Raw genomic sequence first — 26,327 nt, 5'->3', positions numbered from 1 at the left:
GAGAACAGCCTATCAGTCCCGAGGCGCCGCCGAGTCCCCGGGCCGGCGTTCACCGGCCTCCACCTCGGCCGCGGTGGGCAGCGTCGTGTCGCTGACGGCGGAGGTGCGCATCCGGAGCATCACGACGACGTCGACGACGAGCGAGGCGACGATGCTGACGACGAGGGAGATGAGGAAGACCAGGGGCGTCAGCCAGGGCTGATCGCGCAGGACGAACAGCACGACGAGGAACACCACGAACTTGAGGATCCACCCACCCATGACCGACCCGAAGAAGATCGGCACGAAGAGCGGATCGCCGTAGAACCGGTTGGCGATGAGGATCGACACGATCGTGAAGGCGAGGAACACCGCCGCCATGAGGACGGCGACGAGGGCGCTCCACAGCCCGGACGTCCCGGCCACGAGCAGTCCGACCGCTCCCCCGGCGACGAGCAGGACGGCGGTGACGATTCCGGACCACACGAGGGCGGTGCGCAGCATGGAGGTGGAGGACAGGGAGCTCACGAGAGGGCCTTCTGTTCAGGCGCCACCGGTCGGGTGCGGCGCGCGGGGGGCAAGGTGACGAGGACGCAGGCGATGCATCCGATGACGAGGAAGGCGACGCCCGGCCAGTAGCGGCCCGGCCAGCCCTTCGTGGTGCCGATGTACATGAGGAGGACCGACAGCGAGACGACGGCGGTCCACGCGTAGAACACGAAGACCGCGTTGCGGTCGGTGTGCCCCATGTCGAGCATCCGGTGGTGGAGGTGCTTGCGGTCAGGAGAGAACGGCGACTTCCCCTGCGCCATGCGGCGCACGACCGCGAGTCCGAAGTCGACGAGCGGCAGCAGCACGATGACGACGGGGAGGATCACCGGGATGAACGCACCGAGCAGCTGCGACCGGCCGAAGAGGTCGTTGTCGCTGAGCAGGTTCGGGGGCAGGTTCCCGGTGACGACGATCGCCGAGGACGCCATCATCAGGCCGAGGAGGAGGGCACCGGCATCCCCCATGAACATGCGCGCCGGATTCCAGTTGAACGGCAGGAATCCGGCGCACATCCCGAGCAGCACGATGGCGATGAACACCCCGGTGTTGCTCTGCTCGCTGTTGTCGAAGTCGCGCACGAGCATCGCCGAGTAGGCGAAGAACACCGCATTGGCGATGAGGCACACCCCCGCCACCAGGCCGTCGAGCCCGTCGATGAAGTTGACGGCGTTCATGACAATCACGATCAGCAGGATCGACAGGCTGATGCTGACCCAGCTGGAGACGACGACCTGCTGCCCGACGGGCAGATAGAAGATCTGGATGCCGCCGGGCGACACGACGATCCAGGCGGCGACGAACTGGGCGCCGAGCTTGATCATCCAGTCGAGGTCCCACAGGTCGTCGGCCACGCCGACCAGGACCATGAGGGCTGCGGCGCCCAGGAGCGACCACACCATGGACGGCTCCTGCCAGACGATGGCGAAGGCGGGGAGCTGCGAGGACAGCACGAAGAACCCGAGCATGCCGATGAACATCGCCACTCCCCCGAGCCGCGGCGTGGGGGTCTTGTGCACGTCCCGCTCGCGGATCGCCGGGTGGAGCCCGAACTTCATGGCCAGGCGCCAGACGACCCATGAGAAGGCGAAGGTCAGAGCGCCGGTGATCACGAACGCGAGCAGGTAGTCCCTCACGCGGCGTCGGATTCGTCGGGTGAGACAGGGTCCGGCTCGAGCAGGTCGCCGAGCACCTCGCGCAGGTCGGCGCGCGACACGGCGCCGTCGCGGAGCACCGCCACGGGTCGCTGGTCACGCCCGACGAGCCCCGTCGCGTCGATGATGGTGGAGGCGACGCCGGTGTCGACGAGCCCCCCGTCGAGGTAGACCGAGATGCTGTCGCGGAGCATCTCGATCGCGGACTCGATCTCGAGGGCGGCGGGCTTGCCCGTGAGGTTCGCGCTCGACACCGCCAGCGGACCGGTCTCCTGCAGCAGCTCGAGGGCGAAGGCGTCGTCCGGCATGCGCACCGCGACCGTGCCGCGCGTCTCGCCGAGATCCCACTGCAGCGAGGGCTGCGCGGGCAGCACGATCGTGAGTCCGCCCGGCCAGAACCGCTCCACGAGACGCTCGACGGGTTCGGGCACCTCGGCGACGAGGGCGCGCATCGTGTCGGGTCCGGAGACGAGCACCGGCGGCGGGGACTGGCGACCGCGCCCCTTGGCGGCGAGCAGGCGGGCGACGGCCGACGCGTTGAAGGCGTCGGCGGCCACGCCGTAGACGGTGTCGGTCGGCATCACGATGAGTTCGCCGCGGCCGATGGCCTGGCGCGCCTGGCGCAGAGCGGGAAGCAGCTGACCGGCGTCACGGCAGTCGAGGACGGGAGACATATCCGCAGCATTCTACGAGGAGGGGGCTCGGGACCGCCTGCGAACCGGCGCAGGACGTCACCCGGGTTCAGGGCCGCAGGGCGGTCGTCGCGCGGTCGCGGGTGGTGAGGTCACGGTGCGTGGCGGCGCCGCGCCATCCGTCGGCCGTCAACAGGTCGCGGATGCCGGGCCCCTGCCATTCGCCGTGTTCGATCACCAGCGTGCCGCCGGGATGCAGCAGCCGCAGCGCGACCCCGGAGAGCACGCGCACGACGTCGAGCCCGTCGGGACCGCCGTACAGCGCCGCCGGGGGATCCCAGAAGCGCACCTCGGGGTCGCGCGGGACGGCGTCGTCGGGCACGTAGGGCGGGTTCGAGACCACGACGGAGACGGTGCCGTCCAGCTCGGGGAACGCATCGGCGAGGTCGATGAAGGCGAGCCGGGCGTGCGGCGCATGCACGGCGAAGTTCTCCTTCGCCCAGATGAACGCATCGACGGAGTTCTCGGCCGCGTGCACCTGCGCGTGCGGCACCTCGGTGGCCAGCGAGAGCGCCAGCGCTCCGCTGCCGGTACCGAGGTCGACGGCGATCGGTCCGGGTCCCGGGGCCGCGCGCAGCGCGTCGATCGCCAGCTGGGCGACCATCTCGGTCTCGGGACGCGGCACGAAGACCCCGGGACCGACGCGGAGTTCGAGGTGCCGGAACGGGGCCGTTCCGGTCAGGTGCTGAAGGGGCTCGCGTGCGGCGCGGCGCGCGACGAGTTCAGCGAAGCGGGTCGCGGCGGCCTCCGGCATCCGATCGCCGCGCATCATCGCCGCAGCGAGCTCGCCCCGGCTCACCCCGAGGACGTGGGAGGCCAGGAGCTCGGCGTCGACGGCAGCGGAAGGGACGCCGGCCGAGGCGAGCCGCTCTGCGGCGTGACGCACGAGGGGGGCGAGGACGCTGTCGGCGGGCGCGTCGGAAGTCCGTGAAGTCGACATGGGAAGTCACAGGATACCGCGCACCGCAGCGTCACAGAGGGCTTCACGGGTCGCCGGGACCGTAGGCTGGGGCGCATCGCGGTCACCTGAGCCGCACCTGACGACCCCACCCGCACGGAAGGCATCCCATGACCGGCATCCACTCCGACATCACGAGCGCGTTCGGCAACACCCCCCTCGTCCGGCTGAACCGGGTGTCCGAGGGACTGCCGGGGACCATCCTCGCCAAGCTCGAGTTCTACAACCCCGCCTCCTCGGTCAAAGACCGTCTGGGCATCGCCATCGTCGACGCCGCGGAGGCGTCCGGCGAGCTGAAGCCCGGCGGCACGATCGTCGAGGGCACGAGCGGCAACACCGGCATCGCCCTCGCCATGGTGGGCGCCGCCCGCGGCTACAAGGTCGTCCTGACGATGCCGTCGTCGATGTCGATCGAGCGTCGGATGCTGCTGCGCGCCTACGGCGCCGAGCTCGTTCTCACCGATCCCTCGCTCGGCATGAAGGGCGCCGTCGGCGAGGCCGAGCGCATCGCCGCCGAGACCCCCGGCGCCGTGCTCGCGAAGCAGTTCGCCAACCAGGCCAACGTCGAGATCCACCGCAAGACCACCGCCGAGGAGATCCTGCGCGACACCGACGGCGCCGTCGACTACTTCGTCGCCGGCATCGGCACGGGCGGCACGATCACGGGCGTCGGCCAGGTCCTCAAGGAGCGTGTGCCCGCCGCCAAGGTCGTCGCGGTCGAGCCGAAGGACTCCCCGCTGCTGACCGAGGGCAAGCCCGGGCCGCACAAGATCCAGGGCATCGGCCCGAACTTCATCCCGCCGATCCTCGACCAGGGCGTCATCGACGAGGTCCAGGACGTCACCTTCGACGACGCGATCGCGACGGCCAAGAAGGTCGCCACGAGCGAGGGCATCCTCGTCGGCATCTCCTCGGGCGCGGCCATCTGGGCAGCCCTCCAGGTCGCGGCGCGCCCCGAGGCGGAGGGCAAGAACATCGTCGTGATCATCCCGTCGTTCGGCGAGCGGTACCTGTCGACGGCGCTCTTCGAGGAGTTCCGCGACTGATCCCGTCCGGTCTCGAAAGGTCCGCTGTGCCCGGAATCGCCCGTTCCCTCCGCCGCACCCTCGTCGCCGCCGTGCGCGCCGTCCGCGAGGACGTCGCCGCGGCGAAGCTCCGCGACCCCGCGGCACGCGGCGGCGTCGAGATCGCGCTGCTGTACCCGGGGCTCCACGCCGTGTGGAGCCACCGGGTCGCCCACGCGCTCTGGCGGCGGGGATGGAGGTTCCCGGCCAGGGCCCTCTCGCAGGCGACGCGCTGGCTCACCGGCATCGAGATCCATCCCGGGGCCCGCATCGGGCGCCGGTTCTTCATCGATCACGGCATGGGCGTCGTCATCGGTGAGACGGCGGAGGTCGGCGACGACGTCATGCTGTACCACGGGGTGACGCTCGGCGGGCGCACCCGGGACGGCGGCAAGCGGCATCCCACCCTCGAGGACGGCGTCGCCGTCGGGGCGGGCGCCAAGATCCTCGGCCCCGTGGTCATCGGCGCCCACTCGGTGATCGGCGCGAACGCCGTCGTCACGAAGGACGCACCGGCCGATTCCGTGCTCGTGGGTGTGCCGGCGCGCGCCCGGCGACGGGCGGTCGGCGAGGACACCCGGGCGATCCTCACGGCGCCCGAGTACCACATCTGACGGTCAGGCGTCGGAGCCGACGGCAGCCAGCCGCGCCTCCTCATCGGCCGCGATGGCGGACTCGATGAGCGGGGCCAGCGCGCCGTCCATGACCTGATCCAGGTTGTACGCCTTGTACCCCGTGCGGTGGTCGGCGATCCGGTTCTCGGGGAAGTTGTACGTGCGAATGCGCTCGGAGCGGTCCATTCCGCGGATCTGCGACCGGCGGGCGTCGGAGGCCGCGGCATCCCGCTCCTCCTGCTGCTTGGCGAGCAGTCGCGCGCGCAGCACGCGCATACCCGCCTCGCGGTTCTGCAGCTGACTCTTCTCGTTCTGCATGGACACGACGATGCCGGTCGGCAGGTGCGTGATGCGGACGGCCGAGTCGGTCGTGTTGACCGACTGCCCGCCCGGACCGGAGGAGCGGAACACGTCGATCTTCAGGTCGTTCGGGTCGATCTGCACCTCTTCGGGCTCGTCGACCTCGGGGAAGACGAGGACGCCGGTCGTCGAGGTGTGGATGCGGCCCTGCGATTCGGTCGCGGGTACGCGCTGAACGCGATGGACGCCGCCCTCGTACTTCAGGTGCGCCCAGACGCCCTGCGCCGGGTCGCTCGAGGAGCCCTTGATGGCCACCTGGACGTCCTTGTAGCCACCGAGGTCGGACTCGTTGCGCTCGAGCAATTCGGTCTTCCAGCCCTGCGACGCGGCGTACTGCAGATACATGCGCAGGAGGTCGGCGGCGAAGAGGGCCGACTCGGCGCCGCCCTCCCCCGCTTTGATCTCGAGGATCACGTCCCGCGCATCGTCCGGGTCGCGCGGAATCAGGAGCCGACGGAGCTTCTCCTGCGTCTCTGCCAGACGCTGCTCCAGCGCGGGGACCTCGTCGGCGAAGGCGTCGTCCTCCTTCGCGAGTTCGCGGGCCGCGGAGAGGTCCTCCTCGGCCGCGTGCCACGCGTCGTGGGCCGCGACGATGCGCGACAGCTCGGCGTACCGCCGGTTCACACGCTTCGCGCGCGCCGCATCGGCGTGCACCGCGGGGTCCGAGAGTTCCTCCTGGACCGCGCGGTGCTCGTCGATCAGCGTCTGGACGGACTCGAACACGAGGGGTGGATCAGCGGATGCTGTTCTCGTGCCCGTGGCCGTGGCCACCCGCGGCGGGCGCCGGGATCGACTTCTGCATCTGCACGAGGAACTCGACGTTCGACGTCGTCTCCTTGAGCTTGCCGAGGACGACCTCGAGGGCCTGCTGCGGGTCGAGGCCGGCGAGGGCGCGACGCAGCTTCCACGTGATCTTGACCTCGTCGGCCGAGAGCAGCATCTCCTCGCGACGGGTGCTCGAGGCGTTCACGTCGACGGCGGGGAAGATGCGCTTGTCGGCCAGCTGCCGCGAGAGGCGCAGCTCGCTGTTGCCGGTGCCCTTGAACTCCTCGAAGATGACGTCGTCCATCTTGGAGCCGGTCTCGACGAGCGCCGTGGCGAGGATCGTGAGCGATCCGCCGTTCTCGATGTTGCGCGCGGCGCCGAAGAAGCGCTTGGGCGGGTACAGCGCGGACGCGTCGACACCGCCGGTGAGCACGCGACCCGAGGTCGGCGCCGAGATGTTGTACGCACGGCCGAGGCGCGTGATCGAGTCGAGGAGCACGACGACGTCGCGGCCGAGCTCGACGAGGCGCTTCGCGCGCTCGATGGCGAGCTCGGCGACCGTCGTGTGGTCCTCCGCGGGGCGGTCGAACGTCGAGGCGATGACCTCGCCCTTGACGGTCCGCTGCATGTCGGTGACCTCTTCGGGGCGCTCGTCGACGAGCACGACCATGAGGTGGACCTCGGGGTTGTTCGTCGCGATCGCATTGGCGATCTGCTGCAGGACGATCGTCTTGCCGGCCTTGGGCGGCGCGACGATCAGACCGCGCTGACCCTTGCCGATCGGGGCGACGAGGTCGATGATGCGCTGCGTCAGCTTCTCGGGGGCCGTCTCGAGGCGCAGGCGCTCCTGCGGGTACAGCGGCGTCAGCTTGCCGAACTCGACACGCGTGGCCGCGTCCTCGACCGACAGTCCGTTGACGGCGTCGACCTTGACGAGCGCGTTGTACTTCTGGCGGCTGGACTGCTCGCCCTCGCGCGGCTGCTTGATGGCGCCGACGACGGCGTCACCCTTGCGCAGGTTGTACTTCTTGACCTGACCGAGCGAGACGTAGACGTCGCTCTGGCCGGGGAGGTAGCCCGTCGTGCGCACGAAGGCGTAGTTGTCGAGGACGTCGAGGATGCCCGCGATCGGGATGAGGACGTCGTCCTCGCCGATCTCGGTGTCGAACTCGTCGTTCGTGTTCTGTCCGCGGCGCTTGTTGCGCTGACGGCCACGACCCTGCCCCTGCTCGTCGTCGGTCTTCTCCTCGACGGCGGGCTTGTCGGCCGGAGCGTTCTGAGCGTTGCCGTTCTGGGCGTTGCCGTTCTGGGCGCCGCCGTTCTGGGCGTTCTCGCCCTTGTTGCGGTTGCGGCTGCGGCTGCGCGAGCGGCTGCGGGTGCGGCCGGAGCCCTCACCGCCGTTCTCGCCGTCCTCAGCGGATGCCGTCGGTGCCGCGGCCTCACCGGCCGGCGCCTCGGGCTCGTCGGCCTGGGCTGCGTCGGTCGCGGGGGTCTCGTCGGACGCTGCCTCGCCGGCCGGAGCATCCGCGGCCGGGGCCTCGGGGGCCGCAGCGTCGGTCGCGGGGGCGTCGGTCGCGGGAGCCTCTGCGGCGTCTGCGGCGACGGCCGCATCGGCGGCGGGCACGTCGGTGCTCTTCGCACGGCGCGGGGCGCGCTTGCGCGGGGCCTTCGCCGGCTTCTCGGCGGGCTTCTCCTCGGCGGGGGCGTCGTCGATCGTCTGCGAGGCGGCGGCGACCTCTTCGTCGGCGACGGGCGCGGCGGCCTCTGCCGCGGGAGCCTCCTCAGCGGGAGCCTCCTCCGCGGGAGCCTCCTCAGCGGGAGCCTCCTCGACGGGAGCCTCCTCGACGGGGGCCTCTTCGGCAGGGGTCTCTTCGGTCGCGGGCGCGGCCGACTGCGCGGCGGCGTCCGTGGTGTTCTCGTCGGCGGCGGTGCCGTCGGTGGCGACGTCGTCGCCGGTCTGGATCTCGGAGATGGACTCCACGAGTTCTCCCTTTCAGATGTGGAAAGTCATAACCGCAGGTGGACCCGTCCACGACGGATCCGATTCCTCAGCGGGGTGTTCGCGCAGGCACACAATTCGCGCAGGCCCGTCAGAAGGGGTGTGCGGTGGTTCGCAGATTGCGATGGAGGGCAGATTCACGTGATTACGTGGCATCCTCCGTATGGTCCCTCACTGTACCACCCCGGACATCGACGGCCAGCAGCAGGGGTTTCCATGGCGTGTCCGTCGACTGCGCCGCGAACTCGACCGCATCGAGGCGGCGTCCCGGTCCATCGGCCAGGACGAGCACGCTGGGGCCGGCGCCCGAGACGACGGCGGCGAAGCCGGCGCCGCGGAGCGACTGCACGAGCGCGTCGGTCGCCGGCATGGCCTGCGCCCGGTACGACTGGTGCAGCTTGTCCTCGGTGGCCGCCATGAGCAGCTCGGGGCTCTGGGTGAGCGCCGCGATGAGCAGGGCTGACCGCGACACGTTGAAGACCGCGTCCTCACGCGTGACGTGGAGCGGGGCGAGGCCCCGGGCCACCGACGTCGACATCGTGAACTCGGGGACGAAGACGAGCGGTGACACCCCGCGGTGGACCGCGAGCTTCTTGTGCTGCGGACCGTCCTGATCCATCCAGGCGATCGTGAGACCGCCGAACAGCGCGGGCGCGACGTTGTCGGGGTGTCCTTCGAGTTCGGTGGCCAGGCGCAGCAGGGTCTCGGGCCCGAGCGTCACGTCCCCCTCGAGGAGCCCCTGCGCCGCCAGGAGCCCGGCGACGACCGCCGCTCCCGACGACCCCATCCCCCGGCCGTGCGGGATCACGTTGTGCGCGCGGAGACGGATGCCGGGCATCGGCCGGCCGGCCGCCTCGAACGCGTACGCCATCGAGCGCACGACCAGATGCGAGGCATCCGTCGGCACGTCCGACGCACCCTCGCCGGTGACCTCGATCTCGAGACCGGGCTCGTCGAGGGCGGTGACGACGAGCTCGTCGTGCACGCTCAGGGCGAGTCCGAGCGTGTCGAAACCCGGCCCCAGGTTGGCGCTCGTGGCCGGGACGCGGACGGCGACGGAGCGCCCGGCGAGCGTCATCCCGCCACGCGGGTGAGATCGAGCGCGGACGCCACCTCGCTGGTCGCGGCGTCCACGACGAGAGGCTCGACCTGCGAGCCGTCCGCGTTGCGGAGCGCCCACTGCGGGTCCTTCAGGCCGTGTCCGGTGACCGTCAGCACGACCTTGGCGCCCTTCGGGATGACCCCGGCCTCGGCACGGTCGAGCAGGCCTGCGACACTGATCGCAGAAGCCGGCTCGACGAACACGCCGACCGTGCCGGCGAGGAGCTTCTGCGCCGCGAGGATGCGCTCGTCGTCGATCGCCCCGAACCACCCGTCGGTCGCGGAGCGCGCCTCGAGGGCGAGGTCCCACGACGCCGGGTTGCCGATGCGGATGGCGGAGGCGATGGTCTCGGGGTTCTTCACGACCTCACCGCGCACGAGCGGCGCGGACCCCTCGGCCTGGAAGCCGAACATGCGGGGCACGCGCGTCGCGACCCCGCGCTCGGCCTCTTCGCGGTATCCGCGAGAGTAGGCGGTGTAGTTGCCGGCGTTACCGACGGGGATGAAGTGGAAGTCCGGGGCGTCGCCGAGCTGGCTGACGATCTCGTAGGCCGCGGTCTTCTGCCCCTCGATGCGGTCGGGGTTGACCGAGTTCACGAGGTGCACCTTGTAGCCGCCGGCGAGCTCGCGTGCGATCTCGAGGCAGTCGTCGAAGTTGCCGCGGATCTGGATGAGCTTGCCGTTGTGGGCGACCGCCTGGCTCAGCTTGCCCATCGCGATCTTGCCCTCGGGCACGAGGACGGCGGCGGTGATCCCGGCGTGCGCGGCGTAGGCGGCAGCGGATGCCGAGGTGTTGCCGGTCGAGGCGCAGATGACCGCCTCGGCGCCGTGCTCGACGGCACGCGACAGCGCGACCGTCATCCCTCGGTCCTTGAACGAGCCCGTCGGGTTCATGCCCTCGAACTTGACGTAGACATCGGCGCCCGTGATCTGCGACAGCGACGCCGCGGGGATGAGCGGCGTGCCGCCCTCGCCGAGCGTCACGACGGTCGAGGCGTCGGTGACGCCCAGTCGATCGGCGTACTCGCGGAGGACTCCGCGCCAGACGTGTGCCATGTCAGTCTCCTTCTACGCGCAGGACCGAGACCACGCGTCGGACGGCGCTGGTGGCAGCGAGCCGCTCGACCGTGTCGGCCAGGTCCTGCTCCCGGGCCGTGTGGGTTCCGATGACGAGGTGCGCGACGGCATCCCCGCTTCCCTGGGCGACGGTGTCGCCCGAGGTGGTCTGTTCGACGGTCGCGATGGACACGTCCCCGTCGCTGAGGATGCCCGCGACGGTGGCCAGCACACCCGGTCGGTCGTCGACCTCGAGCGTGATCTGGCAGCTGGTGCGGATGCGGCCGATGGGAACGATCGGCAGGCCCGCCCGCGTCGACTCCCCGACCCCCGGACCACCCGCGACGTGGCGCCGTGCGGCGGAGACGACGTCGCCGAGGACGGCGGAGGCGGTCTGCACTCCCCCGGCGCCGGCGCCGTAGAACATGAGGTCGCCCGCGGCCTCGGCCTCGACGAACACGGCGTTGTTCGCGCCGTGGACGGAGGCGAGCGGATGCTCGCGCGGCACCAGCGCCGGGTAGACCCGCACCGAGATCGCCTCGCCGCTGGGCGCCGCGTCGGGCTGGTCGACGAGCCGCTCGCAGACGGCGAGCAGCTTCACGACGTAGCCCGCCTTGCGAGCGGCCTCGATGACACCCGCATCCACCGAGGTGATGCCCTCACGGTGCACCGCCTCGAGCGGGACGGTGGTGTGGAACGCGAGGCTCGCCAGGATGGCGGCCTTCTGAGCGGCGTCGTAGCCCTCGACATCGGCCGTCGGGTCGGCCTCGGCGTACCCGAGACGCTGCGCCTCCGTGAGCACCTCGTCGAAGCCGAGTCCTTCGCGGTCCATGCGGTCGAGGATGTAGTTGGTCGTGCCGTTGACGATTCCCATGATCCGACGCACCCGGTCGCCCGCGAGCGAGTCGCGCAGGGGCCGGATGATCGGGATGGCACCGGCGACGGCGGCCTCGTAGGCGACCGTCGCGCCGACCTGATCGGCGGCGTCGAAGATCTCGCTGCCGTGGGTGGCCAGGAGCGCCTTGTTGGCGGTGACGACGTCGGCGCCCGAGGCGAGGGCGTGGAGGATGCGCGTGCGCGCGGGCTCCAGTCCGCCGGTGACCTCGATGACGATGTCGGCACCGGCGATGAGCGTGTCGGCGTCGGTCGTGAACAGCTCGCGCGGCAGGTCGGCCTCGCGAGGCGCGTCGACGTCGCGCACGGCGATGCCCACGAGGTCGAGCGGGGCGCCGGCGCGGTCGGCCAATTCGTCGGCGTGCGTGAGCAGCAAGCGGGCGACCTGCGACCCGACGGCGCCGGCTCCCAGCAGGGCGACGCGAAGGCGACGGGGCTCGATCATGCGGACTCCTCGGTGGTGCGGGATGCGGCCGGTGCGACGCCGAGGTCGCGCGCCAGCAGGTCGTTCTCGTCCTCGCCGCGGACGATCAGCCGGGCGGCGCCGCCGCTCACCGCGACGACGGGAGGACGGGTCAGATAGTTGTAGTTGCTCGCGAGCGAGAAGCAGTAGGCGCCCGTGGCGGCGACGGCGAGCAGGTCCCCCGGCGTCACGTCGCCCGGCAGGTACTCCGCATCCACGACGATGTCGCCCGACTCGCAGTGCCGACCGACCACGCGGGCCAGCGCCGCCTCGGCGTCGCTGCGTCGGCCGGCGATGCGCGCGCTGTAGTCGGCGCCGTACAGGGCCGGACGCGCGTTGTCGCTCATTCCGCCGTCGACGCTGACGTAGAGCCGCTCGAGCTCGTCTGAGACGCGCACGGGCTTCACGGTCCCGACCGAGTACAGGGTCACACCCGCGCGGCCGACGATGCTGCGGCCGGGTTCGAAGGCGAGTTCGGGCAGCGGGATGCCGCGGCTCTCGCACTCGCGGGCGACCGCTGCGACGATGCCGTCGGCGAGTTCCGCGATGGGGGTCGGGTCGTCCTTCGACGTGTAGGCGATGCCGAAACCGCCGCCCAGGTTGAGCAGGGGCACGTCACCGCCCTCCCGCAGGCGCGCATGGAGCTCGACGACGCGGGCGGCGGACTCCGCGAACCCGGCCGTCCCGAAGATCTGCGACCCGATGTGGCAGTGGAGTCCGGCGAACCGGAGAGAGGGCAGCTCGCGGATGCGGACGACCGCCGCCTCGGCATCCGTCAGGGCGAAGCCGAACTTCTGATCCTCGTGCGCCGTCGCCAGGAAGTCGTGCGTCTCGGCGTGCACGCCGCTGTTGACCCGGAGGAGGACGGTCTGGACGACGCCCTGCGCGGCGGCCTCGGCGGCGACGCGTTCGATCTCGATCAGCGAGTCGATCACGATCGAGCCGACCCCGACGCGGACGGCCCGGGTGATCTCGGCGGGGAGCTTGTTGTTGCCGTGCAGCCCGAGGCGTGCGGCATCCGCTCCCGCGGCCAGGGCGACCGCGAGCTCGCCGCCGCTGGCGACGTCGACGCCGAGACCTTCGGCGGTCACCCAGCGGACGACGTCGGTGGTCAGCAGCGCCTTGCCGGCGTAGTAGACCCGAGCCGAGCCGCCGTGGCGGGCCGCGGCATCCCGGAAGGCGGTCAGCACCTCGCGGGCGCGGGCCCGGATCAGGTCCTCGTCGACGACGTAGAGCGGCGTACCGAATCGCTCCGCGAGCACGGGAGCCGGGACGCCGCCGAACACGAGCGCACCGGTGTCGTCACGGGCGGCGCCGGCGGGCCAGACGGCCTCGACGAGCGCATTCGCGTCGTCCGGCTTCGTGAGCCACTCGGGCACGGCGGGACGGTCGGAGGCGGTGGACACGCAGGGGCACCAATCGGGGTGGGAACGGGATCGCCGGGCGGTGTGGCCACGCCCCGACGGTGCCCACAGTCTAGGGCACCGCGGCAACCGCCCCCGGCCCCGTGACGCTACGAGGCGTCGGCGCAGGAACCGGGCTGCTGGGCGGTCCTGTCGCGGAGGATCGCACTGTCGATATCGAAGGAGGCGACGACGCCGCGTTCCGCCACGGTGACCTCGGCGAGCGTAAGCGCGCGCGGCAGGTACTCCGCGAGGCACACCGGCCAGTTCTGCACGAAGGACCCGACGAGCGGGCCCAGCTGCTGCCGCAGCGCCTCGGCCGACACGTCCACCTCGCCGAGGCGGAACGTGGTCGGCGACAGGACGAGCTCGCCGTCCTCCGCCGCGGCCGACAGACGCACACCGAGCGGAACGGCGGCGCCGAACACGTTCAGCTCGGTGTCCAGGGCGACCGCCGGCGGATCGAGGCGGAAGGAATCGACCGGGAACCCGTCCACCCGGGAGAGGATGGTGCGGATCTGCTCCTCGTCCATCACGACCACGGCTCGCGCGCTGCTCCAGTCGCCGCCCTGGCGGACCGGGGCATCCGCGATGGTCACCTCGACGTCGCCGGAGATGCCGTCGACCTCCACGTCGTCCGCGGACAGGCTCATCACGGGGATGTTGCCGACCACCAGCTGAGGCAGGAGCAGCCCGGGGATGTCGACGTCGATCGGCTGATCCTCGGGCAGGCCGAGCGTGGAGACGAGCTGCGACCGGATGACCTGCGGCACCAGCGCCCTCGCCGCGAACTCGGCGGCGACCACCAGCACCGCGAGCACCGCGACGATGACGATCGCGACGATCCAGCCGCGCCGGCGTCGGCGGGGCGCCGTGACGGTGGTCATGTCACATCCGCTCGGGCGCGCTCACGCCGAGGAGGTCGAGACCGTTGCGGAGCACCTGACCGGTGGCGTCGTTCAGCCACAGACGGGTGCGGTGCAGGTCGGTGACCTCCTCATCGCCGAGCGGCGTCACTCGGCAGGAGTCGTACCAGCGGTGGTAGAGGCTCGCGAGCTCCTCCAGGTAGCGGGCGACGCGATGGGGCTCGCGCAACTCGGCGGCGAACGCCACGAGGCGGGGGAACTCCTGCAGGGCGCCCAGCAGGGCCGACTCGGTCTCGTGGGTCAGCAGCTCGGGGGCGAACGCGTCGCGGGAGACGCCGGAGTCGGCGGCGTTGCGCGCGACGTTGTGCGTCCGTGCGTGGGCGTACTGCACGTAGAACACGGGGTTGTCGTTCGTGCGCTTCTGCAGGATCTCGGGGTCGAGTGTCAGCGGCGAGTCGGCCGGGTAGCGCGCAAGCGAGTAGCGCAGCGCGTCGGTGCCCAGCCACTCGCGCAGGTCGTCGAGCTCGATGATGTTGCCGGCGCGCTTGGACAGGCGGGCGCCGTTGACCGACACGAGCTGGCCGATCAGCACCTCGATGTCCTTCTCGGGGTCGTCGCCCGCCGCCCCGGCGAGCGCCTTCAGCCGGTGCACGTAGCCGTGGTGGTCGGCGCCCAGCAGGTAGATCTTGTGCGCGAAGCCGCGGTCGCCCTTGTTCAGGTAGTACGCGGCGTCGGCGGCGAAGTAGGTGTACTCGCCGTTCGAGCGACGGATGACGCGGTCCTTGTCGTCGCCGAAGTCGGTCGTGCGCACCCACACCGCACCGTCGGCGTCGAACACATGGCCCTGGGCACGCAGGCGGTCGACGGCCTGGTCGACGAGGCTCGGTCCGCCGTCCTCGCCGGCGGCGTGCAGCGTGCGCTCGCTGAAGAAGACGTCGAAGTGGACGTTGAACTTCTCGAGGGACGCCTGGAGCTCCGCCAACTGCAGCGCATACGCGCGATCGCGCGCGACGGCGATCTGCTCGTCCTCGGGCAGGTCGCCGATCGCCGGCTCCCCCTCGGCGACACGCTTCGCGAGGTCGTCGATGTACGCGCCGGCGTAGCCGTCCCCCGGCGCCGGATCACCCTTCATGCGCGCCAGCACGGAGCGGCCGAACCGGTCCATCTGAGCGCCCGCGTCGTTGATGTAGAACTCACGCACGAGGGTCGCACCGCTGGCGAGCAGCAGGCGCGCGATCGCGTCGCCGAGCGCCGCCCAGCGGGTGTGACCGATGTGCATGGGGCCGGTCGGGTTCGCGCTCACGAACTCGAGGTTGATCGTGTTGCCCTCCTGCGAGCGCCCCTGTCCGAAGGCCGCGCCGGCCTCGACGATGGCCTTCGCGAGCGCGCCGGCAGCGGCGGCATCCAGTCGGATGTTGATGAACCCGGGACCCGCGACCTCCACCGACGCGATGCCGTCGATCGCGGCGAGCGCCTCGGCGACCTCGGCCGCGAACTCGCGCGGATTCGCGCCGACCTGCTTCGAGAGCTTGAGGGCGGCGTTCGAGGCCCAGTCCCCGTGGTCGCGGTTCTTCGGGCGTTCGACCGGGAAGTCGGCGAGCGTGAGCGCCTCACCGGAGCCGGGTCGTCGCGCCTCCACGAGCGGGGTGACGACGGCGAGCAGGGCGGCGGAGAGCGCTTCGGGAGTCATAACCCGTCAAGTCTACGTTTCGGGCGGTCCTCACGCCGACGGCAGGACCACCCAGACGCGGGCACCACCCAGGGGCGAATCGTCGATGCCGAGGCGGCCGCCGTGCGACTCGACGATGCGGCGGCACGTGGCCAGGCCGATGCCGAAGCCGGGGGCGTCGGCGTTGGACCCGCGCTCCAGAGGCTCGAGCACGAGTTCGCGCTCCGCGGGCGGGACGCCGGGACCGTTGTCGTCGACCACGATCCGCACGCCGGCGGTGACGGCCGCGACCGAGACGATGACCTTCGGCAGGCGACCGCCGATCCCGGCGAACTTGACGGCGTTCCCGACGAGGTTCTGCAGCAGCACTCCGATCAGGGTCGGGTCGGCGTTGACGGGGACGGATGCCTCGACCGTCACCTCGGCCCCGTTGTCCTCGCCGGCGCTGCGCAGGTCCTCCATGGTCGAAGCGACGAGGGGGGCGACGTCGACCGAGGATCGCCGGATGGGCGCGCCGCCGACGCGCGCATAGTCGAGCAGTCGCGCGATCATCCCCGACATGCGATCCGCGACGGACTCCGCCCGCGCCAGGGCCCGCGACGCCGCCGGCACGCCCGCGACCTCGGGGACGTCCGCGGCCAGCTCGATGTAGCCGGTCAGTGCCGTGAGCGGGTTCCGCAGGTCGTGGGCGACCTGGGCGGCGAAGTTCTCGAGCTGCTCGTTGGACTCGCCGAGCTCCCGTGTGATGCGTCGCAGCTCCAGCACGTCCACGATCTGTCGCGCGATGAGGGCGAGGGCGTCGCTCTCGTCATCGGGGAGCTCGCGTGGCACCTCGTCGAAGATGCAGATGGTCCCGATCGGCACTCCCGTCGGCGTGATCAGCGGGCTCGAGGCGTAGAACTTGACGTTCGCGATCTCACCGGTGACGAAGGGGTTGCCGGCGAAACGCTCGTCGAGGCTCGCGTCGGTGACGACGGTGTGCCCCGGCTTGCGGAACACGACCGCGCACATCGAGTCCTCACGGCTGCAGACCGCCGGCTCGATGCCGACCGCGGCGATCTGATGCTGGAAGCGATCGTCGATCAGATTGATGACGGCGGTGGGGACGTCGCACACGGTCGCGGCCAACTGGACCAGTCCCTGCAGGTCGGCTTCCGGAGCTTCGCCGAGGACGCCGTACCCCTCGATGATCGCTCGCCGAATGACGTCATCCGCCGTCTTCACGCGTTCCTCCCCCATGATCTATGGATCACCCTAATCACCCGAGGGAGACGAGGGCCGTCCGATCGTCACGGAGCGGATCGGATGCCGCGGCGACGACCTCCCCGTCGCCGTCGATGTGCGCGTCCACGACGAGCCGGCGCAGGGCGAGGTTGGCGCCGTAGTAGCTGAGGAAGGCGCAGTCCGCGGCATCCCTCCCTGTGGCGATGCGCACCAGTCCGCGACGGTTGGAGAGCCGCGTCGCATCGACGACGAGCCAGCGCCCGTCTATCCAGGCCTCAGCCACGGCGTGGAAGTCCATCGGGACGAGCCCGGGCGCGTAGCAGGCGACGTACCGTGCGGGGACGTCCATCGCCCGCAGGAGCGCGATGACCAGGTGCGCGTAGTCGCGGCACACGCCCTGACCGGTCGCGAGGGTCGTGACGGCGGAGTCGGTCCCCAGCGAGAGCCCCGGTGAGTAGGTGACGGTCTCGGCGACGAACGCCTCGACGGCCGCGAGGAGATCGGTCCCCCGAAGTCCGCCGAACTGTCGGCGGGCCTGCGCGAAGACGGAGTCCGAGGGGGCGTAGCGACTGGGCCGGAGGTAGACGGCGGTGTCGAGATCGGAGGCCGGTGCCGGGTTCAGCGGACCGTCCACGCGGGCGTCGTAGCGCACCTGCACCGGCCCTGCCGCGACCCGGAGGCGGTGCAGGCGCGTGCCGGCGGCATCCGTCACGGTCGTGGGGTGCAGTTCCTCGCCCTCCCGCAGGAGCTGCAGCCGCTCGTGCGCGAGGGGGGTGCCGGCGGCCACGGCGACGGAGAGGATGAGCTCGAGCTCCCCCTCGAGTTCGAGGTCGAGTTCCGCCCGGACGACACGCTGCACCGGGCAATCCTCGCACGCGGAAGATCGGAGTCGGCGAGTCCCGGGATCATCGCTTACCCTCTTCGCATGACCTCTGAACGACGTGGGAGGACCTGGGGGCTCGGGGTTCTCGCCGCGGGAGTGGCGGCCATCGTCGCGCTCGCCGCCTGGCAGCCGTGGCGCACTGCGCCCACGGTGGATGCCGCGACCTCGACCTCCGGCGTCGCCGCCATCGAACCGCTCTCGGTGTCCGCCGACGCGAACGTGCTCGTGTTCGGCGACTCATGGACGTACGGCTCGGCAGCGACGGTGCCCACCGACGGCTACGCCTACCAGCTCGGTCGTCTGACGGGCTGGAACGTCACCGTGGACGGCGTGCGCGGCTCGGGCTATATGAAACCCGGCTTCGACGGTCCCGACTTCCGCACTCGCGCGACGTGGCTCGACCCCCGCGCCGATTACGACCTCATCATCATCCAGGGCTCCATCAACGACCGACTCCAGGGCGAACGCGGCTACCGCGAGGAGGTCGAGGCGACCTGGGACGTCTTCGCCGGGCTGTACCCGCACGCCCAGATCGTCATCTTCGGTCCGACCCCGCACCAGTTCCCGGTCGAAGAGGGCACCGCACGGATCGATCGCGATCTGCAGAAGGCGGCAGCCGACCGGCACTGGTGGTACATCTCTCCTCTGCAGGAGCAGTGGGTCACGCCGGCCAACTACCTCGACGTGATCGATGTCGACGCCGGCAAGCGTCATCCGTCCGATCAGGGGCACGCCTACCTCGCCGAGAGGCTTCAGCAGGCTCTCCTCGAACGCAGCGCGATCACCGACGCCGGCGCGGTGACGGAGGACGAGTCGGCTCCCGCCGGTCGCTGACCCTCACGCCTTCAGCGCGTCGCCGATCGGCACGTCGCCGTTGTTGAACGAGATCGTCCGTCCGATGGTTCCCGGCTCCGCCAGGGCCGCGGCGATGACCGCGGCGACGTCCGCTCGTGTCACCGACGTGCCCGTGTCCGCCGCCGCGTCGATGCGGCCGGTCGGCTCGTCGAGTGTGAGCGCGGACGGCGCGAGGATCGTCCAGTCGAGGTCCGCGTCGCGCAGGTGAGCGTCGGCCGCGGCCTTGGCCTCGGCGTACGCGAAGAAGCCGTCCGACGGGTCCACTCCGTGATCGGGGCCTGCGCCGAAGTACGACACCATGATGTAGCGCCGCGCCTCGGCCGCGACGGCCGCGTCGATCGAGCGGATCGCGGCATCCCGGTCGACGGCGTACGTGCGCTCGGGGGAACCCCCACCCGCGCCGGCCGACCACACGACCGCGTCGCTGTCGGCGAGCAGCTCGGTCAGCTCATCCAGGTCGGATGCCGCGACGTCGGCGACGACGGCGCTGGCACCCGTGCGGGCGACATCCTGCTCATGGTCGGGGTTGCGGATCACGGAGACGACGTCGTGCCCGGCCTCGACGAGGAGGGGCGCGAGAAGCAGCGCGACCTTCCCGTGTCCGCCGATGATCGTGATGCGTGCCATGGGGGCTCCTCTCTACCTCCTCGACGCTACGGGCGACAGTCCCCCGGGTGCCGCCCCTTGCGCTTGTACGCTCGACATGGAAGGGGCCCGCGCGGCCCCGGACGCATCGACGAGGGGGATTCGGACGTGACCGACACGACGCCTGCCGGGTGGTATCCGGCTCCGCACGCCGGCAATGAGCTCCGCTACTGGGACGGCTCGACGTGGCACGCCGCTCCCCCGTTCCTGCCGGCCGACGCGGGCGGAGCGGCTCCCACGCCGCCGCAGCCTGCGGGCGTTCCGCCGCACGGTGCTCTGCCGCCGTACGGCGCCGCGCCGCCGTACGGCGCGGTCCCGCCGCACGGTGTGCCGCCGGCGCCGTACGGCGCACCGCCGCCGGGTTATCCGCCCTATGGGGGCGCGATGCCCCCGGGGCCGCCCCAGGGAATCGCGGTCGCGGCGCTCGTGCTGGGGATCGCCGCCTTCCTCTCGGCGTGGATCCCCTTCCTCGGACTCGTCATCGCCCTCGTGGGGGCGGTCTTCGGTGTGCTCGCTCTCGTGCGGCGTCAGCGGAAGGGGCTCGCGGTGACGGGCCTGGTCCTGTCGGGGCTCGGGCTCGCTTGGGCTCTGATCGTCACGATCTCCATCTCCTCGATCATCTGGGCGCCGACGCGGTCCTACGACGACACGGATGTCGGCGCCGCACCGGCGCCCGGGGCGTCGCCCTCCCCCGGCCAGGGCTTCGATTCCTTCGCCCCGGACACCGGGCCCGGATCGCTGGAGGACCCGCTGCCTCTGCCGTATGTGGCCGGTTCCTCGTCGGGAGACGACTACCGCGCCGAGGTCCGCCTGATCGACGAGGATGCGACCGACGAGGTCCTGGCGTGGAACGAGTACAACGGGCTCACGATGCAGGGGATGCGGTACGTCCTGGTCGAGATGACCGTGACGGGTCTCGACCCCGAGGGCACGGAGGCCGCCTACGCTTCGTACGACCTGTCGCTGGCCACACCGGACGGCAAGATCTACCCGAGCACGTTCGTCGTGGCACCGGACGATTCGACGCTGCTGAGCGACGCCGGCACGGTCGACGAAGGTGAGACCGTGGAGGGACTCGTGGCCTACCTCGTCCCCGAGGACGCCACCGACCTGCTGCTGTCGGATTACGCGGACTTCTACGCGTTCTGACCGGGGAGCGGGATGATGCGTCCCGCATCCCACGGCTCGTCCCACCCGAGTCGGGTGAACAGACCCGCGAGGATCATCGCGGTGAAGCCCCACACGAGGCGTTCCCCTCGCGGCGTCGGGATGAGGAACGCCGGTCCGCGGAACTCCCCCCGCTCGCTGCGCACCACGGTGGTTCCGCGATGGAGGGGATCGAGAAGGTCGGCGACGGGCGCCCGGAACACGTCCGCCGACTCCGCCTCGTCGACGACCCGCACGGGTGAGGGACGCCGCCACCAGGCGATCACCGGCGTCACGAGATGGCGTGAGAACTCGAGAGGGATGGGCTCCAGCGTCCCGAGCACGTCGACGCCGTCGACATCCAGCCCCGTCTCCTCCCACGCCTCGCGCAGGGATGCCGCCACGGCATCCGCATCCCCCGGATCGACACGTCCGCCGGGGAAGGCGACCTGGCCCGGGTGGGCGCGCAGCGTCTCGGCCCGCGACAGGAGGAGGACGTCGAGATCACGCGAGACGGCGCGGTCCGCGGCGTCGCGATCGGCGGGCGCATCGTCGAGGACGCCGAACAGGATCAAGACGGCCGCCGCACGGGCACCCGTCACCTCGGGGATCGAGCGCAGGACCTCGAAACCCGGCTGCGCGGCTCCGCTCGCCACCGAATGCACGAGGTGCACGAGCTGCTCCCGCGCGGTGTGGGCGGGAGGAGGCGTGGTCACGAGTTCAGGCTAGGTCACGGGGCCGACGTGGGCGCGACCGCCGCCGCACCGGTGATAGTCTCGATCGGTACGCCTCCGTAGCTCAGGGGATAGAGCGTTGGTTTCCGGTACCAGAAGTCGGGGGTTCGAATCCCTCCGGGGGCACACGGAAGCGAAGGGGACTCGGCATCACGCCGGGTCCCCTTCGTCGTTCCCGCGATCGTCAGTCGCTGTCGGGGGCCTCGTCCGGATCGACGGGGTGCCCGAAGGGCGGGACTCCGCCCGGGACCGCGCCATCGTGCGTGGGAAGCTCCACGTCCGGTCCCTCGTACGCGTTCTCGTCGGCATTGTGGTCGTCGCCGGACATGTCACCCTCCGTCGGTCGGTGGCGTCTGTGGACCAGACGCTAATGCCCGGCGCCCGCGGACGCCCGGGGTTGACAGCGCGACGCGTCAGTCCGAGACGAGTTTGAGTCCGACGATGCACGCCACCAGGCCGAGGATGAGCAGGATCTTCACGAGCGAGACCGATTCCGCCCCGGTGACCATCGCCCAGATGACGGTGAGGGATGCCCCGATGCCGACCCACACCGCATAGCCGGTCCCCGTAGGGATCTCCCGCAGCGCGAAGGCGAGGCCGCCCATGCTGGCGACGAGGGCGACGCCGAACGTGACCGTCGGCCAGAGCTTTGTGAAGCCCTCCGACCGGCCGAGTGCGGTGGCCCACACGGCCTCGAGCATCCCGGCGACGATGAGAACGATCCACGACAGCATCACTGACCTCCTGGCCAGTCTTGTCGCTCACCGGGTACTGAACCCTCGTCCGGGGGCCCGGGTGAGGCCCGCCGCGATCCTATCGGGGCTGCCTGTGCAGACCCGGTTCGCGAGACTGCACCCGCGCGACGAGGATGCGGCGTGCAGACGCAGTCTCGAGACGCACGTGCGGTCTCGGCGTCGGGGCGGGCCAGATCATTCCGGAGGATGACCTCGGCCAGCCTTGCGGTGGACGCGACCGAACGGGTCGATTCGTAGCGTCGGAGTATGGCTACCGCGACCCTCTCCACCCCGTCGTCCTCCGCAACACGCGTGGGCAGCACGACCTCTGCGGCGGTGCTGTCCGTGCTCGGCACGATCGCCGCGATCGGTATCGCCGCCGTCGGTCTGCTCGTCGTCCCCGTCGCCCTCCTGGTGGCCTTCGGACCGTCGCTGCTCGCGATGTTCTGAGGTCGGCCCCGAGGACGCCCGCACGAAGAAGCTGCCGTCGCGCGGAGGACGGACATCCTCGCGTGACGGCAGACCTGGCGTCGTACGGACTCAGCCGCCCGACGGGTTCTCGATGGGGGTGCCGTCCTCGTCCGTCGTGACGGGCGGGTTCTCGTCGGGCGATCCGCCGGACGCGGTGTCGGCGTCAGCGCCCTCGTCCGGGACACCCTGGGTGTTGTGCTCGTCCGAGCCGTTCGTGTCGCTCATCGCGGTCCTTCCGGTCGCTGTCGGTCACGTGCCCGCGACGCTACGTCGCGGCATCCGCGGCACGGAGGGCCTTGACAGACCCCCGCGCGGGTGAGGTCAAAGGTCGACGGTGTCGTTGCGACCCTCATACGGCTTTCCCGTGATCTTCGACTTCACGAGGCTCACGACCGAGGCGACGACACCTCCGGGGCTGCTCCAGTACTCCCCCGACAACGCGTCGATCTTCAGCAGCGTGACGTTCGGGTCCTCGGGTCCATCGGGGAACCACGCCTCGACCGAGGGCGACCAGTACTCGCGCAGTCGCTCGATGTCGTCGACCACCTCGGCGGTGCCCGCGATGGACACCCAGGCGTCGTTCGTGCTCAGCGCGACCCCGACCTGCGGGCGGGTCGCGACGTGAGCCACGACCGAGGAGTTCCGGCCGACGATGAACCACAGGTCGCCGTCGAATTCACGATCCTGCACCGTCAACGGCCGCGCCGTGTGAGCACCCTCCTCGTTCATCGTGGTGACCATCGCGAAGCGGAACTTCGGAAGCAGGTCAATCAGTGTCGCGTGCGGATCCTTCTCGTCGGCCATGAGGCCCTCCTTCGTCTCTCCGTCAGGCTCGCACCGCCCCGACGGACGGACGGAGGGCTTGACACCTTCGACCGGATGAGCGACACGGATGCCGCGATGGCGGCTCATGTGCGATGCTCGGCGCATGTCGACGCGATCGCAGCGCACGTCCATCGCCGTCCTCGGCGCCCTCGCCGTGACGACCTACGCCGTCGTCATGGTGCTCCAGATCTCCGTCTGGAACCCGCTCGCCGCGGCGCCCGGGCTCAGCCTCGGCGAGATCCACGACGTGGCGCTGTCCCGCGGAGAGGTCGTCTTCACCCCCACCCCGTGGGTGTTCGCGTGCATCGGCGTCGGCCTCGCGCTCATCGTCCTCGTCCCGGCGATCCTCCTCCGCACCGCATCCACCCGCGTCGCCGCGGCCGCGTACCTCGCGATCATCGCCGGTGGCGCGCCGGCCTACTTCGCGGCATCCTTCGGGCCCGGCATGGCACTCGCCGACGCGTTCGCGGTCTCCGGCGGCGATCACGCCGCGGGCGGATCCGTCCTCATGATGGCGAGCGGTGTCGCCGCGATCGTCCTGGTCGTCTGGGGTGTCGCGCACGCGACGTCGGCGCGCGCCACGGCATCCACCGCTCCCGCCTAGGCCGACGTCAGGGTGCGGGGACGAGGAACACCGCGCCGAGCAGTCCCGGGTTGTGCGCGTGGACCAGCACCCCGAACACCACCGCATCGAACAGCAGGTGAACCGTCACGACGTAGGCGAGCGATCTCGTCCGCAGGAAGATGACGGCCTGCAGGAGGGCGAACGGGATCGTCAACAGGGGGCCCCACGCCCGGTATCCCAGCTCCCACAGGAACGAGACGAACACGATCGCCTGCAGCACGTTCGCCGTGGCATCCGCGAAGTGACGTCGCAGCAGCGCGAAGCACGTGCAGATGAAGAACAGCTCGTCCCAGATGCCCACCGCCCCCACGCCGACGAACAGGCGCGCGATGAGGTCCGGGGTGTCGACGACGGGCCAGTTCTCGTACACACCCGAGGTGATGAAGTAGAACGGCAGGATCAGCCAGCCGAGCACGAGGACGGCGACCAGCCAGGCCCACTGCCACAGCGTCCACCGCCCGCCGCCGCGCCAGGGGAACCGGATCGCGTGATCGCGGTAGACGAACCGCGACACCAGGTACGGCACGAGCACCGCGCCGCCGAGGGCGAGCGTGAATCGGATCATCGCCGCGTCGTCGAGCTCCGCCTTCAGCGGGATGACGCTCACGATCAGCATCCCGATCGCGATCAGCGAGAGGTCGCGCGTGAGCGACGGGATGGATGCCGCCACGTCCTTCCGCTCGAGCAGAGCGGCGATGCCCAGGCCGATCGCGAGCAGGATCCACCCGAGCCACGGCGTCAGCAGCACGAAGAAGGCGGGGGCCGCAAGGCAGACGAGCAGCGCCGGCACGAGGCGCACGTCGACGAGCGGACGTGCTCCCGCGTCGGCGCGCACCATCACGGCGTCCGGGGCCGGCGGCGGTACGCCAGGTCGCGGATGTCGCGCCCCTTGGCGATGCCTTTGCGCTCGAACGCGGTCATGATGCGGCCCTCGAACCGCGCCGCCCACTCCCCGTCGAACGCGGCCTCGAAGTCCGCCGCCCCGCCCAGGACCTCGCGCATCTGCAGCGCGTAGTCCTCCCAGTCGGTGGCGAGCCGCAGCACGCCGCCGTCACGCAGCGCGCGAGCGGCGAGCGCCGGAAAGCCATTCGCGATGAGCCGACGCTTGTTGTGCTTGGTCTTGTGCCACGGGTCGGGGAAGAAGATCCAGACCTCGTCGACGGATGCCTCGGGCAGCAGATGCTCGAGGACCTCGGGCGCGTTCGCCTCGACCAGCCGGAGGTTCCGAATCCCCTCGCGGTCCGCGTCGAGCATCGTCCGCGCGAGTCCCGCCCGGAACACCTCGACGGCGATGAAGTCGGTCTCGGGCGCCTCCGACGCGGCGTGCACGATCGCGTGCCCCTGACCCGACCCGATCTCGACCACCAGGGGCGCGCGGCGACCGAACTCGGCAGCGGGGTCGATCGTGGAACCGGGGCGGATGCTGGTGGCCGCGGCATCCCGCTGCACCTCCAGCAGGTATGTGCCCGAGAGCTCGTCCCAGGCGCGCTCCTGCGCGTCGCTCATCCGCCCACTCCGGCGGACGAACGACACGGGCTTGTCGCGGAAGCGCGGCGCGGCCTCGGGGGCGTCGGGGTCGGGCATGCGACCAGGGTATCCCGCGGTGTCGGGCGCCTCCGCGGGCCGGCCCTTGCGTCGCCCGCTCACGCCGTCACGAAATCGATGAGCTCTTCGACCCGGCCGAGGAGGGCAGGGTCCAGGTCGCGGTAGGTCGTGACCGACCCGAGGATCCGCTGCCAGTTCTCGGCGATGTCGATCTGGTCGCCTGCCGGCCATCCGAGGGCGCGGCTCACGCCCTTCTTCCACTCGATCCCCCGGGGCACATCCGGCCAGGCGGCGATGCCGAGGGCGCGCGGCAGGACGCACTGCCAGACGTCGATGTGCGGATGCCCGACGATCTTGAGGAACCGGCCGTGCGGGCCGCGCATGATCTGCTCGGCGATCCGGGTCTCCTTCGAGCCGGGCACGAGGTGGTCCACGAGCACCCCGTATCGGCGGTCCGCGCTCGGGGGTTCGTCGCGGAGCAGGTCCTCGAGCAGATCGATGCCCCGCAGGTACTCGACCACGACGCCCTCGATCCGGAGGTCGTCGCCCCAGACCTTCTCGACGAGCTCGGCGTCGTGGCGCCCCTCCACGAGGATGCGCGATGCACGGGCGACACGGGCACGGGCCTGCGGGTCGGCGAAGGACCCGGAGGCCGTGCGCGTCCGGCCGGCGGGCGCGGCGGCGCGCGGCGGGACGAGCTGGACGGGCCTTCCGTCGACGAGGAAGCCGCCGCCGAGCGGGAACAGCCGAACGCGGCCGTGCCGGTCCTCGAGCTCGACGTGTCCCGCCGTGACGCCCGTGACAGCACCGACGAAGTCGTCGAGCGCGACCTCCACCACGAGTCCGCGCTCGGCGGGCACCGTGGTGACGGTGGGCCGCCCCTTGTCGCGCCATCCCGTGGCCAGAACGTCGCTTCCGTACCGGTCGTCCATCGGCACCTCCCGAACCGGGAAGCCTAGATGAGGAACACAGAGGGAACGCACAGGCGCACCGGCCGGATGCCGGTACCGAGACATACGGGTCGCGGCATAGACTCGCGACAGGCGGTTCCGAC

General features: G+C 71.0%; 29 protein-coding genes, 1 tRNA gene and 1 riboswitch. Of the genes, 7 read left to right on the top strand and 23 right to left on the bottom strand.

The window, feature by feature from the left end:
• Positions 1–12 precede the first annotated feature (12 nt).
• The 4 genes from M3190_RS05350 to prmC form a co-directional block, all read right to left on the bottom strand.
• Entirely contained in the window at positions 13–507 is a 495-nt protein-coding gene (locus M3190_RS05350) for a hypothetical protein (RefSeq protein WP_251579270.1), read from the bottom strand.
• Positions 504–1,664 carry an MraY family glycosyltransferase gene (locus M3190_RS05345; RefSeq protein ID WP_251579268.1) on the bottom strand — a complete coding sequence of 387 codons (1,161 nt, stop codon included), beginning with the start codon at positions 1,662–1,664 and terminating at the stop codon, positions 504–506. The genes M3190_RS05350 and M3190_RS05345 overlap by 4 nt, the downstream gene beginning before the upstream one ends.
• Positions 1,661–2,356 carry an L-threonylcarbamoyladenylate synthase gene (locus tag M3190_RS05340; protein ID WP_251579266.1) on the bottom strand — a complete coding sequence of 232 codons (696 nt, stop codon included), beginning with the start codon at positions 2,354–2,356 and terminating at the stop codon, positions 1,661–1,663. The genes M3190_RS05345 and M3190_RS05340 overlap by 4 nt, the downstream gene beginning before the upstream one ends.
• Before the next feature lie 67 nt (positions 2,357–2,423).
• Positions 2,424–3,314, bottom strand: coding sequence for a peptide chain release factor N(5)-glutamine methyltransferase (gene prmC, locus M3190_RS05335; protein ID WP_251579264.1), 891 nt, complete (start codon positions 3,312–3,314; stop codon positions 2,424–2,426).
• A gap of 128 nt (positions 3,315–3,442) precedes the next feature.
• Between prmC and cysK the strand changes: the two genes are divergently transcribed.
• Together cysK and epsC are read left to right on the top strand one after the other, a co-directional pair.
• Positions 3,443–4,378 (top strand): cysteine synthase A, encoded by a 936-nt coding sequence (cysK, locus tag M3190_RS05330; RefSeq protein WP_251579256.1) that lies wholly within the window; start codon positions 3,443–3,445, stop codon positions 4,376–4,378.
• A gap of 26 nt (positions 4,379–4,404) precedes the next feature.
• Positions 4,405–5,010, top strand: coding sequence for a serine O-acetyltransferase EpsC (epsC, locus tag M3190_RS05325; protein ID WP_251579247.1), 606 nt, complete (start codon positions 4,405–4,407; stop codon positions 5,008–5,010).
• A gap of 3 nt (positions 5,011–5,013) precedes the next feature.
• On the opposite strand, the gene prfA is transcribed toward epsC, so the two are convergent.
• The 10 genes from prfA to M3190_RS05275 all read right to left on the bottom strand — a co-directional run bounded on the left by prfA (position 5,014) and on the right by M3190_RS05275 (position 17,669).
• Positions 5,014–6,093 (bottom strand): peptide chain release factor 1, encoded by a 1,080-nt coding sequence (gene prfA / locus M3190_RS05320; RefSeq protein WP_251579245.1) that lies wholly within the window; start codon positions 6,091–6,093, stop codon positions 5,014–5,016.
• Between the two features lie 10 nt (positions 6,094–6,103).
• Positions 6,104–8,116 carry a transcription termination factor Rho gene (gene rho / locus M3190_RS05315; protein WP_251579243.1) on the bottom strand — a complete coding sequence of 671 codons (2,013 nt, stop codon included), beginning with the start codon at positions 8,114–8,116 and terminating at the stop codon, positions 6,104–6,106.
• 163 nt (positions 8,117–8,279) lie between these two features.
• On the bottom strand, positions 8,280–9,212 hold the full coding sequence (gene thrB, locus M3190_RS05310; RefSeq protein WP_251579241.1) for a homoserine kinase: 933 nt from the start codon (positions 9,210–9,212) through the stop codon (positions 8,280–8,282).
• On the bottom strand, positions 9,209–10,291 hold the full coding sequence (thrC, locus tag M3190_RS05305; RefSeq protein ID WP_251579238.1) for a threonine synthase: 1,083 nt from the start codon (positions 10,289–10,291) through the stop codon (positions 9,209–9,211). The genes thrB and thrC overlap by 4 nt, the downstream gene beginning before the upstream one ends.
• Position 10,292: 1 nt before the next feature.
• Entirely contained in the window at positions 10,293–11,630 is a 1,338-nt protein-coding gene (locus tag M3190_RS05300; protein WP_251579236.1) for a homoserine dehydrogenase, read from the bottom strand.
• Positions 11,627–13,054, bottom strand: a complete 1,428-nt coding sequence (lysA, locus tag M3190_RS05295; protein WP_251579234.1) for a diaminopimelate decarboxylase — start codon at positions 13,052–13,054, stop codon at positions 11,627–11,629. Before lysA ends, M3190_RS05300 begins: the two co-directional genes overlap by 4 nt.
• Positions 13,055–13,161: 107 nt before the next feature.
• Positions 13,162–13,938: an LmeA family phospholipid-binding protein gene (locus tag M3190_RS05290; RefSeq protein ID WP_251579232.1), complete on the bottom strand. Its 777-nt coding sequence runs from the start codon at positions 13,936–13,938 to the stop codon at positions 13,162–13,164.
• A gap of 1 nt (position 13,939) precedes the next feature.
• A complete protein-coding gene (gene argS, locus M3190_RS05285; protein ID WP_251579230.1) occupies positions 13,940–15,607 on the bottom strand; it encodes an arginine--tRNA ligase in 1,668 nt (555 codons plus the stop codon).
• A gap of 30 nt (positions 15,608–15,637) precedes the next feature.
• Positions 15,638–16,825 carry a sensor histidine kinase gene (locus tag M3190_RS05280; RefSeq protein WP_251579228.1) on the bottom strand — a complete coding sequence of 396 codons (1,188 nt, stop codon included), beginning with the start codon at positions 16,823–16,825 and terminating at the stop codon, positions 15,638–15,640.
• A gap of 19 nt (positions 16,826–16,844) precedes the next feature.
• A complete protein-coding gene (locus tag M3190_RS05275) occupies positions 16,845–17,669 on the bottom strand; it encodes a transglutaminase-like domain-containing protein (RefSeq protein WP_251579226.1) in 825 nt (274 codons plus the stop codon).
• Positions 17,670–17,735: 66 nt separating this feature from the next.
• On the opposite strand from M3190_RS05275, the gene M3190_RS05270 reads away from it, so the two are divergent.
• The gene (locus M3190_RS05270) at positions 17,736–18,527 is read left to right on the top strand and encodes an SGNH/GDSL hydrolase family protein (protein ID WP_251579224.1); all 792 of its coding nucleotides are present in this window, start codon (positions 17,736–17,738) and stop codon (positions 18,525–18,527) included.
• A 3-nt stretch (positions 18,528–18,530) separates the two neighbouring features.
• Here the strand turns inward: M3190_RS05270 and M3190_RS05265 are convergent, their stop codons facing one another.
• Positions 18,531–19,175, bottom strand: a complete 645-nt coding sequence (locus M3190_RS05265) for an NAD(P)-dependent oxidoreductase (protein ID WP_251579222.1) — start codon at positions 19,173–19,175, stop codon at positions 18,531–18,533.
• Between the two features lie 126 nt (positions 19,176–19,301).
• Between M3190_RS05265 and M3190_RS05260 the strand changes: the two genes are divergently transcribed.
• Entirely contained in the window at positions 19,302–20,342 is a 1,041-nt protein-coding gene (locus tag M3190_RS05260) for a DUF2510 domain-containing protein (protein ID WP_251579220.1), read from the top strand.
• Here M3190_RS05260 and M3190_RS05255 read toward each other — a convergent pair.
• A complete protein-coding gene (locus tag M3190_RS05255; protein WP_439958015.1) occupies positions 20,330–20,995 on the bottom strand; it encodes an NUDIX hydrolase in 666 nt (221 codons plus the stop codon). The two genes, M3190_RS05260 and M3190_RS05255, sit on opposite strands and share 13 nt — an antisense overlap.
• Before the next feature lie 131 nt (positions 20,996–21,126).
• Here M3190_RS05255 and M3190_RS05250 point away from each other — a divergent pair.
• Positions 21,127–21,199, top strand: a tRNA-Arg gene (locus M3190_RS05250).
• 58 nt (positions 21,200–21,257) lie between these two features.
• Here the strand turns inward: M3190_RS05250 and M3190_RS05245 are convergent.
• Together M3190_RS05245 and M3190_RS05240 are read right to left on the bottom strand one after the other, a co-directional pair.
• Complete coding sequence (locus M3190_RS05245; protein ID WP_251579218.1) at positions 21,258–21,401, bottom strand: hypothetical protein; 144 nt, start codon at positions 21,399–21,401, stop codon at positions 21,258–21,260.
• Between the two features lie 85 nt (positions 21,402–21,486).
• Positions 21,487–21,804 (bottom strand): DMT family transporter, encoded by a 318-nt coding sequence (locus M3190_RS05240; protein WP_251580406.1) that lies wholly within the window; start codon positions 21,802–21,804, stop codon positions 21,487–21,489.
• A 12-nt stretch (positions 21,805–21,816) separates the two neighbouring features.
• A riboswitch (guanidine-III (ykkC-III) riboswitch) is annotated at positions 21,817–21,880 on the bottom strand.
• Positions 21,881–22,074: 194 nt separating this feature from the next.
• On the opposite strand from M3190_RS05240, the gene M3190_RS05235 reads away from it, so the two are divergent.
• Positions 22,075–22,257: a hypothetical protein gene (locus M3190_RS05235; protein WP_251579215.1), complete on the top strand. Its 183-nt coding sequence runs from the start codon at positions 22,075–22,077 to the stop codon at positions 22,255–22,257.
• Positions 22,258–22,347: 90 nt separating this feature from the next.
• Here M3190_RS05235 and M3190_RS05230 read toward each other — a convergent pair whose 3' ends face one another.
• Together M3190_RS05230 and M3190_RS05225 are read right to left on the bottom strand one after the other, a co-directional pair.
• Positions 22,348–22,503 (bottom strand): hypothetical protein, encoded by a 156-nt coding sequence (locus tag M3190_RS05230; protein ID WP_197471560.1) that lies wholly within the window; start codon positions 22,501–22,503, stop codon positions 22,348–22,350.
• Between the two features lie 96 nt (positions 22,504–22,599).
• Positions 22,600–23,190, bottom strand: coding sequence for a pyridoxamine 5'-phosphate oxidase family protein (locus tag M3190_RS05225; RefSeq protein WP_439958007.1), 591 nt, complete (start codon positions 23,188–23,190; stop codon positions 22,600–22,602).
• Between the two features lie 16 nt (positions 23,191–23,206).
• Between M3190_RS05225 and M3190_RS05220 the strand changes: the two genes are divergently transcribed.
• Complete coding sequence (locus M3190_RS05220; RefSeq protein ID WP_251579213.1) at positions 23,207–23,707, top strand: hypothetical protein; 501 nt, start codon at positions 23,207–23,209, stop codon at positions 23,705–23,707.
• A 7-nt stretch (positions 23,708–23,714) separates the two neighbouring features.
• Here M3190_RS05220 and M3190_RS05215 read toward each other — a convergent pair whose 3' ends face one another.
• The 3 genes from M3190_RS05215 to M3190_RS05205 are packed head-to-tail and all read right to left on the bottom strand — an operon-like array spanning position 23,715 to position 26,205.
• Positions 23,715–24,566, bottom strand: coding sequence for a CPBP family intramembrane glutamic endopeptidase (locus M3190_RS05215; RefSeq protein WP_251579211.1), 852 nt, complete (start codon positions 24,564–24,566; stop codon positions 23,715–23,717).
• On the bottom strand, positions 24,566–25,312 hold the full coding sequence (gene trmB, locus M3190_RS05210) for a tRNA (guanosine(46)-N7)-methyltransferase TrmB (RefSeq protein WP_251579209.1): 747 nt from the start codon (positions 25,310–25,312) through the stop codon (positions 24,566–24,568). The genes M3190_RS05215 and trmB overlap by 1 nt, the downstream gene beginning before the upstream one ends.
• A gap of 59 nt (positions 25,313–25,371) precedes the next feature.
• Positions 25,372–26,205, bottom strand: a complete 834-nt coding sequence (locus M3190_RS05205; protein WP_251579207.1) for a DUF3097 family protein — start codon at positions 26,203–26,205, stop codon at positions 25,372–25,374.
• Positions 26,206–26,327: the final 122 nt, after the last annotated feature.

Source organism: Microbacterium oleivorans, assembly GCF_023715745.1.
Lineage (GTDB): Bacteria > Actinomycetota > Actinomycetes > Actinomycetales > Microbacteriaceae > Microbacterium > Microbacterium oleivorans_D.
The sequence above is the reverse complement of the archived record's forward strand: the minus strand, read 5'-3'. Positions and strand labels throughout refer to the sequence as shown.

Coding starts and splice junctions, on each gene's coding strand:
- thrB (WP_251579241.1), bottom strand. CDS start 9,212: ATGACGCTCGCCGGGCGCTCCGTCGCCGTCCGCGTCCCGGCCACGAGC.
- M3190_RS05220 (WP_251579213.1), top strand. CDS start 23,207: ATGTCGACGCGATCGCAGCGCACGTCCATCGCCGTCCTCGGCGCCCTC.
- M3190_RS05265 (WP_251579222.1), bottom strand. CDS start 19,175: ATGGCACGCATCACGATCATCGGCGGACACGGGAAGGTCGCGCTGCTT.
- argS (WP_251579230.1), bottom strand. CDS start 15,607: ATGACTCCCGAAGCGCTCTCCGCCGCCCTGCTCGCCGTCGTCACCCCG.
- thrC (WP_251579238.1), bottom strand. CDS start 10,291: ATGGCACACGTCTGGCGCGGAGTCCTCCGCGAGTACGCCGATCGACTG.
- M3190_RS05225 (WP_439958007.1), bottom strand. CDS start 23,190: ATGAGCCGCCATCGCGGCATCCGTGTCGCTCATCCGGTCGAAGGTGTC.
- M3190_RS05230 (WP_197471560.1), bottom strand. CDS start 22,503: ATGAGCGACACGAACGGCTCGGACGAGCACAACACCCAGGGTGTCCCG.
- M3190_RS05340 (WP_251579266.1), bottom strand. CDS start 2,356: ATGTCTCCCGTCCTCGACTGCCGTGACGCCGGTCAGCTGCTTCCCGCT.
- M3190_RS05215 (WP_251579211.1), bottom strand. CDS start 24,566: ATGGTGCGCGCCGACGCGGGAGCACGTCCGCTCGTCGACGTGCGCCTC.
- M3190_RS05270 (WP_251579224.1), top strand. CDS start 17,736: ATGACCTCTGAACGACGTGGGAGGACCTGGGGGCTCGGGGTTCTCGCC.
- prmC (WP_251579264.1), bottom strand. CDS start 3,314: ATGTCGACTTCACGGACTTCCGACGCGCCCGCCGACAGCGTCCTCGCC.
- M3190_RS05300 (WP_251579236.1), bottom strand. CDS start 11,630: ATGATCGAGCCCCGTCGCCTTCGCGTCGCCCTGCTGGGAGCCGGCGCC.
- M3190_RS05290 (WP_251579232.1), bottom strand. CDS start 13,938: ATGACCACCGTCACGGCGCCCCGCCGACGCCGGCGCGGCTGGATCGTC.
- M3190_RS05245 (WP_251579218.1), bottom strand. CDS start 21,401: ATGTCCGGCGACGACCACAATGCCGACGAGAACGCGTACGAGGGACCG.
- M3190_RS05280 (WP_251579228.1), bottom strand. CDS start 16,825: ATGGGGGAGGAACGCGTGAAGACGGCGGATGACGTCATTCGGCGAGCG.
- trmB (WP_251579209.1), bottom strand. CDS start 25,312: ATGCCCGACCCCGACGCCCCCGAGGCCGCGCCGCGCTTCCGCGACAAG.
- M3190_RS05205 (WP_251579207.1), bottom strand. CDS start 26,205: ATGGACGACCGGTACGGAAGCGACGTTCTGGCCACGGGATGGCGCGAC.
- cysK (WP_251579256.1), top strand. CDS start 3,443: ATGACCGGCATCCACTCCGACATCACGAGCGCGTTCGGCAACACCCCC.
- M3190_RS05235 (WP_251579215.1), top strand. CDS start 22,075: ATGGCTACCGCGACCCTCTCCACCCCGTCGTCCTCCGCAACACGCGTG.